11 protein-coding genes are annotated in these 10998 nt (G+C 32.3%); all 11 read right to left on the bottom strand.

Annotation, left to right across the window (positions count from 1 at the left end):
- Window positions 1-45 precede the first annotated feature (45 nt).
- Window positions 46-738, bottom strand: coding sequence for an ABC transporter ATP-binding protein (locus ACQRBH_RS14785; RefSeq protein ID WP_154322950.1), 693 nt, complete (start codon window positions 736-738; stop codon window positions 46-48).
- A gap of 9 nt (window positions 739-747) precedes the next feature.
- Complete coding sequence (locus ACQRBH_RS14780) at window positions 748-1713, bottom strand: FtsX-like permease family protein (RefSeq protein WP_154322951.1); 966 nt, start codon at window positions 1711-1713, stop codon at window positions 748-750.
- Window positions 1714-1715: 2 nt separating this feature from the next.
- Window positions 1716-2783, bottom strand: coding sequence for an ABC transporter permease (locus ACQRBH_RS14775; RefSeq protein ID WP_427762280.1), 1068 nt, complete (start codon window positions 2781-2783; stop codon window positions 1716-1718).
- Window positions 2784-2817: 34 nt separating this feature from the next.
- Window positions 2818-3843 carry a 6-bladed beta-propeller gene (locus tag ACQRBH_RS14770; RefSeq protein WP_195761412.1) on the bottom strand — a complete coding sequence of 342 codons (1026 nt, stop codon included), beginning with the start codon at window positions 3841-3843 and terminating at the stop codon, window positions 2818-2820.
- Between the two features lie 83 nt (window positions 3844-3926).
- Window positions 3927-4199 carry a hypothetical protein gene (locus ACQRBH_RS14765; protein WP_154322955.1) on the bottom strand — a complete coding sequence of 91 codons (273 nt, stop codon included), beginning with the start codon at window positions 4197-4199 and terminating at the stop codon, window positions 3927-3929.
- A 66-nt stretch (window positions 4200-4265) separates the two neighbouring features.
- Window positions 4266-5102, bottom strand: coding sequence for a hypothetical protein (locus tag ACQRBH_RS14760; protein WP_347375986.1), 837 nt, complete (start codon window positions 5100-5102; stop codon window positions 4266-4268).
- Between the two features lie 102 nt (window positions 5103-5204).
- Window positions 5205-8021, bottom strand: coding sequence for a type 2 lanthipeptide synthetase LanM (gene lanM, locus ACQRBH_RS14755; protein ID WP_347375985.1), 2817 nt, complete (start codon window positions 8019-8021; stop codon window positions 5205-5207).
- An 80-nt stretch (window positions 8022-8101) separates the two neighbouring features.
- Window positions 8102-8254, bottom strand: coding sequence for a hypothetical protein (locus ACQRBH_RS14750; protein ID WP_154322960.1), 153 nt, complete (start codon window positions 8252-8254; stop codon window positions 8102-8104).
- A 23-nt stretch (window positions 8255-8277) separates the two neighbouring features.
- The gene (locus ACQRBH_RS14745) at window positions 8278-9603 is read right to left on the bottom strand and encodes a sensor histidine kinase (protein ID WP_154322961.1); all 1326 of its coding nucleotides are present in this window, start codon (window positions 9601-9603) and stop codon (window positions 8278-8280) included.
- Window positions 9600-10310, bottom strand: a complete 711-nt coding sequence (locus ACQRBH_RS14740; protein WP_154322962.1) for a LytR/AlgR family response regulator transcription factor — start codon at window positions 10308-10310, stop codon at window positions 9600-9602. Before ACQRBH_RS14740 ends, ACQRBH_RS14745 begins: the two co-directional genes overlap by 4 nt.
- Complete coding sequence (locus tag ACQRBH_RS14735) at window positions 10307-10870, bottom strand: hypothetical protein (protein WP_154322963.1); 564 nt, start codon at window positions 10868-10870, stop codon at window positions 10307-10309. The genes ACQRBH_RS14740 and ACQRBH_RS14735 overlap by 4 nt, the downstream gene beginning before the upstream one ends.
- Window positions 10871-10998 lie beyond the last annotated feature (128 nt).

The following is a 10998-nucleotide window of genomic DNA, read 5'->3' as shown; positions in this document are numbered from 1 at the left end:
TGCGATTTTAGGCCATCACTTTTTATATTATCAAAATATTTGATTCTATTCATGAAGATGAGTGTTATTTACCTTTATTTCTTCTATTTTCCCATCTACTATATGAATGATTTTTGTGGCATATATTTCCAACGAGGGATCATGGGTAACCATAATTATAGTTTTTCCTTCTATATACTTCTTTTTCAATAATTCCATAACAATTCTACTATTATTTGAGTCTAAATTTCCTGTTGGCTCATCAGCAAGAATTATTTTGGGATTGTTTATTAATGCTCTGGCAATAGCTACTCTTTGTTTCTCTCCACCAGATAATTGCGACGGCCTGCTATGAACCTTATCACCTAATCCCACTACTTTAAGTAACTCTTCTGCACGTTTATTTCTTTCTTTTTTCCGTTCACCAGCATATCCTGCCGGAACACACACATTTTCCACAATATTTAATTCATCTATCAAATAAAATGATTGAAATACATATCCAAACATCTTATTTCTAAGCTCCGCATGTGCATTATCATTCATATCTGTAATGTTTTCCCCATTTAAAATGTAGTTACCTCCTGTCGCTCTATCAATTAATCCTAAAATATTAAGTAGTGTAGTTTTTCCAGATCCTGATGTTCCGGAGATAATCACAAACTCTCCATCTTGTATTTCTAAATTCACATGATGCAATACATCATGTGAATTTTCTTTATTTATGTACGTCTTACATATATCTGATAATTTAATCATTCTACCCCTCTACTTTTCTGTCTGTACCAGCAAACTGTAAATTGTATTGTTTCGGATTTTAACAATTAATAAACTACTTAAAAACAAGATAAGTGAAAATAAAGCTAATATAATACTTACCAGCATTTTTATACTCACCTGCACTGGCAGACCAAAATCCACAGTTTTTGTTATTACATTTCCAATAAGCATACCAGCCAAACCACCTACAATGCATATTCCCGAAATTTCTATTATGATTTCCTTTTCAAGATCTCGCAATTTTGCTCCACATGCAGCACATATTGCAAGTTCTTTTTTCCTCTTATAAAAAAACAATTGCATAACACCAGTAAACCCTATTGTCATCACAAACATTAAAATCATTGCAACTTTTCCAAAATATCCCGGCACCATCGCTAGATACTCTACCGTATACTGTTTTTGAAAAGATTCATTGATAAAATAAAAACTATAAGCTTGTTCATATTTATCTTGCAAGTAATTCAAAATCTTTTCTATCATTTCTTGAGAAGCAACATCTTTACCAATCAAAACACCTGAATAAACACATTCTCCTTCTTCTGATTTAAATAATTCTTCCATCGGAAACACTTTATACGTTTTCTTATCATATTGAGATGCATGATTAGTAAATATGTAGTCATTTTCATGCGCCTTATTTCCAGAAAATACAACTTTATGTATGATTGTTATACATTCGATTTTATTTCCAACCAGTCTGTCCAACTCCAAGACATCCTCTTCATCCATTTCAAAAGGAGTCGATATATTTTCTTTGGGTTCTGCCTGTAAAACCACTTCTTTTCGTTGTAATTCCGATTCAATTTTTTGCTTCTCCTGCTGTCCAAAAAAATAGTAATTTAATGCAAGCGTAATAAATACAACTCCTATGCATATTTCCAACAACAGAAGTAAGTAAATTCCTAAATGATACTGATATTTCTTTAGTACTTTAAAAAATATATATTTCAATATTACTCACCTTCTTTTTGTAGTAACAAATATATAGGTTGTTTCATAAAGTTGTGTGTAAGTAAAATACTTAGAATAAAACAAAACGCAACAGAAATTCCTGCAATTCCCAGTATACTGACAAGATCATACGTAATCTCCTGTGCAAGATTCATGTATTTTATAATACTTTGAAATGTAACAATTAATAAGACCATAGCCATACACATATCATGAATACATTCTTTCATAAACAGAAAATATACATCCACCTTTTTTGCGCCTACAGCTCTCCTTATCGCATATTGTTCTTTTTTCCGGTTCATCATACCTAATAACAAAACGAATATATTTATTATCGAGAATACAGATACCCCTATACCGCCTGCCACTCTTGACCAGATCATTTTTTTCACAAATAATCTGCTTTCTTTTTTCCCTTCCGTCAGATTCCGTTCCGTTACTTCCTTTCCTTTTAAAATCTCCTGAAATCTCACACTAATCTGTTCTTTTACTTTCGCATCAATGTTTTCGTTAATGAGAATCTCCTGCTGCATAAATTGATCAGGATAAATCAACGGATACATTTCATAAGGCACATACATTATGTTTCTCCCAAATTCCCGACTTATACCTATAATCCGAAAACTTGTTTGATACATTCTGATTTTATCATTTATTTCTAATGATGCAGCATTAGCAACACTGTCCGAAATAACACAAACCGGTTTTCCTTCAAATAATTCGTTAGCATTAAAAAATCTTCCTTTCAGCATGCTTTTCCCATAAAAAGAAAATATTGCTCCTCCACATCCTTTTATTGTAGTATCTTTCTCAACAGAAATACCCGGAATAATCTCATCCCGACGGAATTCATAGGCAACATTATCAGTCTCTATCTGTTCTATCTCTTTTCGTTGTTGCAAACTGATAGTTTCTCCATAATATAATAATCCCTTTCCTTGTTCTAAATCTTGTGAATATACATTTTTTAACTGTTCATAAAAACACCTTGCATTAGAAAGACAATATGCAGGAAGCAATAGTGAAAGATAAAATGATATAATTATAATTTTCCTTTTCCATAACATCTCGATATAATGACCACTTTTCATATCAATCATCCTACTTTTTTCTCATACAAAATATTTCACCTGTAGATGGATTACTTATCCAAACTGCTTCTTCTCCCTGAACAGCCAGATAATTTCTAAGATCCGCTTTCTGTTTCCATTCATCAAACTTTGCGACTTGCTTTTCGTATTCTCCATCCTTGCCAAATATATATACTTTTAACAACTTATTAGAATTCAATACTATACTATCTTCTGTTACAACAAATGCATTTATAACCAACCCTTCTGGTAATTCACATAATGGATACATTTTATCTTTTTTTATCTGAAACAAATTGTTTTTACCAGCAATTACAGTCATAATCTTTTCATTAGGATCAACCGCGATATTTCCTCTATTTACAGCATATATTTTTCCGTCCCTGCCATAAAGTGAACCATAATAGTTTTCCTCGATCCTCACCATTTCCCCATTCTTCCATTTATCAATACTTCTTGAAGTTAGTGAATCTCCACACAAATAAATAGTATCTTCAGATTCTACTGCAATATTTTCATAAACAATAGAGGGATCACTCTCATTTTCAGTTTTAATTTCTTTCACAAATTGAAAATTTTCATCTAAAACCTGAACTCTTTTGTTTCCTGAATCTATTATATAAATCATATTTCCAAAAGCCGCTATTCCTGTAGGGTTCATAAACTCTACTTTACCATTACCCATAGTACCTATACATTTCAACATATTACCCTCATAATCTGAACATACTATTTGGCTGCTATCCTTATCTACGACTAACAGATCTTTTTCCCTGCACAAAATTCCGGCTGGTGAAATTATCTCTATATCCTTTATCGTCCAAGCTATTTTTTCATAGTCTTTATTATTGTCGGACAATAAATCATTATCATATTTTATTTCACTTCCTCCATCCTCAAGCATTAAAACGGGAAATAAATCTTTTTTTGTATCTTCTACCAAACTCTTATATTCTTTTTCTATCTTTTTTTCAGAACTGCATCCCATCATATTCACACTTAGAATTAACATACAAATAACTAATATTTTTTTCATAATCTCGCCACCTCATATATTCTTTTGGATAACAAAAGATCAATAATCAATTTATGGAATGTCCTAAGACATTCCATAGTCATTTAACAGCAACCCGGCTTTATTTTTGTATACGGCTGTTTCTCATATCCTGTAGAATTGCAAGTTCGATCCCGATAACCTTTCAGATATTTTGTATGCAAAATTGCACCAGGACCACATAATGGATCTGTACAAGATGTACTTGTTTGATGGAATACCCAAGATGTACAATTATCCATTGGCTGTATTGCTCCCTCTCCGCTCGCCGCAAATACGGTCATTCCGTTTACAAGCAATAACATTGCAAACATTGTTGCTACTACTTTTTTCTTCATAGTGTTTACCTCCTTTGCTTTTATGGTATATTTACAAAGTATCTCTACTTTAAAGTAGCCTAACTATTATTCACTTAACATAACTTCTTTCAATTTGTCTACCGGGGTATTTCCAATAATCTTTTCATTTTCATCTAAAATCAAAAAACTTGGATACCAATCTATATTATATATTTGTGCAAACAAACTGTTTATATCAACTAATTCTTCTGAGCCATATGCTGCTTCTTCATAAAGTTTTTTAATTTCAAATCTATCATATACTTCTTCATCAATCACTTTATCGGCAGCTTTACAATCTTTACATCCTTCCATCGCAAAATAAATCATAGATTGTTTTTCAGACGTTTTTGAAAAAAATGTTTTTAGATACTGATTGGATTTTTTCACTATTTTACCCCTATCGATACCATTTAATGATAGTATTTTTTTATTAATTTTTTTCATATCTGTAGTAGTAAATACCACTTTTCCATTTGAATCTATAATAAATCCGGCCGGGCTATCACTTAATGCAAGCTTTTCTTCTAATGAATATATCTGTGCTTCATTTATTCCCAATTTTTCATATTTTTCTTTAGGCATTCCGCCGCCCCATAAGACAACTACATCAATTTGATCTTCATAAATTTTACTCATTCTTTCCACTACTTCTAGTTGTCTATAACATGCGCCACACATGCTATCTAAATATAATACTAATAACCTCTTATTCTCATTTGCTTTAAGGCTCACACTTGTTCCTTTTGAGTTAGATACTTCTAATTTCGTAAAATCATCTCCATAATTAACATATATTTTTTCTTCTTCTATTTCCTTTACAGCGGATTTTCTACCTAACAAATATCCACACACAAGTCCTAATGATATAGTAAATAAAGAAATAATAATAATTTTTTTCATTCAACTTCCCTCTTTTCTTACATCTTTTTTACATCATAGTATTTTGTCATATACTTTTCAATCACTTGACCATAACTGTGTGTTTTTTGACCATGACTTTTTTCAATCTCTATATATCAAATAATAATATATCATTCCTCCATATCCATTCATGAATCCCGGATTCAATATTTCTTGTGGCAACAGCTTTATACATTCGTTAATATTAATGTCCGTAAATTCATCTATTTGATTTAATATCCATAGATTACCACAAATACCATGACACAAACTCCAACTGTCTCTTTTCCAATACCTTTTTAATTTTTCATATGCTCTGGAAATATCTTTTTCGAATCTCTTCTTCCACATCTCATCATCCACTAGTGCATTACAATATATTCTTGAAATCAATATGCCTCCTGCTCCATGGCACCATGCCACTGCTCCAATCTGTTCTTCATCTGAACTACCACATCTCACATCTAACCAGTTCTGGATGTTTACATCATATAGTGATTCTTCATATTGCCATATTTCTTCTGCCATTTCTTTGTATTTCTTTTTTCCGGTTTCTTTCCACAGCTCAACCACCGGCATAAGTATCCCTGCATTCCCATGTGCCATTCCTGACATTGGCGGTAGATCATCTACTATTCGCCATCCTATTCCTTTCTGTTGTTTTTCACTATTTTTTTGCAATATTTCTATTGCTTGTTCCGCTATATATAGGTACTGACTATTACCTGTATGCTTGTACAATTTTAATAATACATATGCTGCCCCGGCATTTCCTGAGAGCATATCATACCGCTTATCCCGATCAATTAATTTTTCCACAATCTGTGCATGTTGTTCCGCATAATTCAGATAACGAATATCCTTACTTTTCTCATATAGTATTAAATATACATACACAATAGAGCTTTCCCCATCATATGCTCCCGTTGCATCCGATTGTAAGTTATTAATGGATTTCGTACCTGCTTCCGAGTATCTAAAAAGCATTTTCTGCAATGCATTAAAAATGTTCTCAACTTTTTCAGAACATGAAAACTGCTTTAACTCATGAAAGAGGAGTAACATGCCTGACAATCCACTATATAAGTACATTCCCATAGCTCCTATATTCCATGTCATCTGTTTTTCTGTAGAAAGCTTTGTCTGACACCAATTTACTTCTGTTCTTTCTTGATTCCAGACAGCCTCTTCTACCACACGATCTATAAGATGCTCTATCTGCCTGTTATATTTATTTTTAGTCTCCTTGGTGGATGATGATATCGAATTTTCACCCACATAATACGTTCCATTTTCATATTTTTCCCGCGAACTTGGCATTAATTCTAATGCTGTTTGTATATATCGCTGCTGTTTCTTCATATCAGCTTCATTTAAATCATCTATTTTCTTTAACAAACTATTAATAGGAGCTTCCTCAAAATACTCTCCAAGTTCATCGCCCATCCCCGAATACAATTTTTTATCATTTAAATGATATTCATAGTACGGGATATCACCATGTGAAAGACAATTCATCTCATCTTTTGCAATTCTATCTTCCGATTCACTTCTTCCTTTTAACATGGATATAAAGAAAGCTTCACGTTCATTTTCATCCATCAGCAAAGACGGATGGTAAGAACTGGACAAAATCATACTATATCGTTGGGTATCTGCAACCAGCATACGACTTTTTAAAAAACTTAATTTTTCTATCTTCTTTTTAAATTCTTCCTTATGCCACAACACATACTGATAAGCCAACGAGAAGCCTTCTAAAAATTTCTCTTCATATTTGACTGGAGCTGGAAATCTATTCTGCAACATAACTAAATTTTGTTTTTTTGTTGCTTTTGGATAATCATAACTAATATGCATATCTGAGGTTTCTGCTTTAGAGACAATCGGTATTTTAAAAGGATAATAGTTTCCAGTGCCACCGCTGATTCCACTATTATCAATTCCATATCCATCTTTATTCCATGTATAAATAGGCAACAAACCAGTAAATAAAACCGAATGAGCCAATTGATACTTCACTTCTGCATCAGCAGTGATTCTTTCTTTTGACGGTTGGACATTAACTATGGTTTCTAGATCAATAAGTACAGGATATTCTCCTGATGCAATGATATTTTCACAATGCAAATCGTGTGTTCCCAAAAAATATGCCAGAAATAATTGGACACCTATACGTTTATAGTACTTTTTTATCCCATCTTCAGTTTTACAGCTTTTATATTCCACAATTGAACACCAGCTATGATCTTCATAAGATAAAAATTTATAATCCAATTGATCTATTTTTAATCCTCGACTCATCCAGAGAAGTAATTCACCAAATTGCTGCTCATTTTCCATTGAGTGTGGTTTATATAATATCCCACTTCCATCATTTAAGCGCACTTTAACAACATGCCTTCCTCCCCTATGCACATCTGAATGCTTACTTTCAATACTGACAATCTTTAAAGAACTATTCGCTCCACATAACTGATCACTAATTGCTGCTCTATGTTTTGAAAAATGTTCTAGTATTTCTTTATAAAAGTTAATGCTATATGTAATTCTTTTTTCAACACATTGACGCAATACCGGATACTTTCCAAACATTTTCTTAATATTTACCATTTTTCCTACAATTTTATTACAGTAATAGTCATATTCTTCTCTGTTATTTTCTCCTTTCAGTTTCCCTGCCGATTTACATATATGCATTTCCACAATTAATGTTCTCATACAAATTTCTTGTAATTGTTCCGCCAGATACTGTGCAAAATCCGCATAGATATTTTCTGTAAATATCTCTCGCATATCTGTCAAAATACTCTTTAATTCTTTCACTCCGTAATCAACTAATACATTATAAAATGGTTTAAAAAAAACACCTTTCTGCACATGTATATGTTCAGATAAATAAGATTCCTGCTTATACATAATATTTACTCTCCTTTGGAAATATTGATATAAAAAAAACAGATGCGCTAATATAACTATCACATCTGTTTTTTTACATGTTAACAACAATAAATTGTCAAAAGCGCTGCACACCCAATTGTATGTGTACCCCCCATCATCTCTTCACTGTCACTTGCTCTTAGCAATTTGTCCATCTCCAACATTTCTTCACACAAATTGCCACCACAATTCATTTCTTCCTTTTGTTCCATAGTATTTCCCCCTTTCGTTTTATTTATGAAACATTCTCATTATCAAAAAAAGAAATACTTGTAAAAAAACTGTTTTCTTTAATCTGATAAGAATATGTACCATCATATTTGTCCACAATTTGATGCACATTCTTCAATCCATATCCATGTATTCTCTTGTCCATCTTAGTTGAAACAAGTAACTGCCCATTCGCTTTTGGGTGTTCTTCAATACTATTTTCTATCTCTATATAAAACAAACAATACCTTCTGTTAATTCTTACAGTTACCCATTTTTCTGCAGATTTCATTCTCTCACAGGCTTCTATTGCATTATCCAGCAGATTACCCAAAAGTGAAATCGTCTCCCCATCCTTAAACGGAATATCTTCAATCATGTTGCTATCAATGTTAAAAGCAATTCCTTCGGAATCTGCTTGCTTTTTTTTAGAATTTAAAATCAAATCCATCATATTATTTCCTGTCCAAATCTTTGTTGAATCATCAAGGATATCTTTGCTTATTTCTTCCAGATAATCGTGTAATTTATCCCACTGATTTGCTCTCTCCATATTTCGAAGCACTAGTAAATGATTTTTCATGTCATGAATCATTTGTCGGCTTTTCAGCATCTCCGCATATCTTTCTTCCAATAACTGATCTCTCAATATAAGTGTCGTTTTTTCTTGTTTCACCACCTGATATTTGATTATAAACATACCGCTTAGAACAATAAGTAAACTTATAGCTGATAGATTCACACTTGCATTGATTCCCCGAATAGGTTTACTCCCATTTGCCATTTCATCTAACCATAACTGATATTTGAAAAGTACCGCACATAGCAAAGCCCCTGTTATAACTATAATTCCACAGCATTGTTCTATCATACTGCGTATGCTATCTTCTCTTTTTTTTATATTCACAATACCTAATAGAATAATCCCTCTTGTTAAAAAATATATAAGCACTTTCTGCCACGTCAAAGCATATATATATATATCATGCTCAAATTGCTCTTTTATAAACTCCATACTTATAAATGCTAAAATAAAATCCAGAATTGCAATAAATTCAAAATAAACAAATACTATTCCTGCACTTAACACTACTTTCTTTCTCTTTATCCCATATATACACATGATAGTTAAAATAAGTACAAGCCCAAGCATTGTTCTGGAAAAAAAAGTAATTAATCTATTAATTCCCAACAAGCTTCCTACAACAAATATGTTCGCCCATCGGATAATGGTCTCCATTTTGTTAGCGTATTTTTTATCTAATACCGTCATGTATAAAATTTCATAACACATCCACATTTCCCATATAGATATTGTAATCTGTATTCCTGAAAGAATGATTTGATTCATCTTAATGATCTCCAATACGCTGTAATTTTTTCTTTCACCTGTGAACTCTGTACCCGGCTAACTGTAATTTCTTCACCGTTATCCATCTGAATCACATTTCCCCGTACTCTGACAATATGATTTACATTCACCGTATGACCTCGATCAGCTACTACAAATGCATTGCTGTGTATTTGCTCAAGAATCTGATTCATGGATAATCGTTCCATATACTTTCCATTTTCCGTAATATACTCTGCATACTTTGAACCTTTAATCTTCTGGATGCACACAATATCTTTATACGCTATCTTAATCTTATTTTGACTAGTGCCAACCCACCGATATTCTTCATAGCCTTTTTTTATTTCACGAACTGCTTTTTCAACCAATGGTGATAGTCTCTCTTCTATATCCTTTTTTAAAATATACTGATATGCTTCTATAATATAGCTCTCTGACGCAAACTCAGAATGTGATGTTAGAAATACGAGGTACACATCTGAATTGCTCCCTTTTATTCTTTTTCCTAATTCCAGACCACTGATTCCTGGAAGTTCTATATCCGAAATAACCAAATCATATCTTTCTCCAGCAAGCAAATAGCGCTCTGCTGATTCGTATACATCAACTTCGACTCCTTCGATACTACCGATCCCTTTTTTTATATACCGAACTATTTCTTGTCTTATATTTTCTTCATCCTCAATTGTTGCTATTTTAATCATCTGCACACCTCATCAAATGTATAATATTTGCTCTTATTCACATCTTGAAGGACAGCCTCATCTTCTGTAACACGTAAGACAAACGTTTTCTCCCACAATGCTTTATCATCCTTCTGCTCCAGCATTTTTCCACAATGGTATGTAAAACTCCCTATTTTTTTGTTTTCCACCCTATCTATAATATCAAGAATTGCTGCTTCAATCTTCATAGATTGAAAATATGGATGCCATCTTCCTAATATTTGATTTATATTTGATTTTTTCAATGCTACTTTTTTATATATCCATTCTTTTTTAGAAAATACATCATTTATATCTAACTGTAAGTAATTTAAAACTCTGTTAAATTCAAGTTCACCGTTTTCGTATGGATACCCCAATTCCAAATAAGCATAGATATGCCAAACAGCTTTTATTAAAAAAGATTCATCCTGCGTAATCTCATACTGGCATCTAAGCCACTCGATACTATTTAGCAGCACTTTCTTACTATTTAACCCGACATTTTCAATATTATGTACTGCAATTAAAATCGCCTTTACTTCAACTTCATTATACATTCAACTGTACCTCCTTTTCTTTTATAGTACAGTTATATTTACCATATGTAAATATGTTGCGTATATGTAAATTCATTTTTTCTATCACTATTGGTACAATATATTTATCGAAAGGAGAACGATTCATC

It is taken from the genome of Bariatricus sp. SGI.161 (genome assembly GCF_050313695.1).
Lineage (GTDB): Bacteria > Bacillota > Clostridia > Lachnospirales > Lachnospiraceae > JAFBIX01.
The sequence above is the reverse complement of the archived record's forward strand: the minus strand, read 5'-3'. Positions and strand labels throughout refer to the sequence as shown.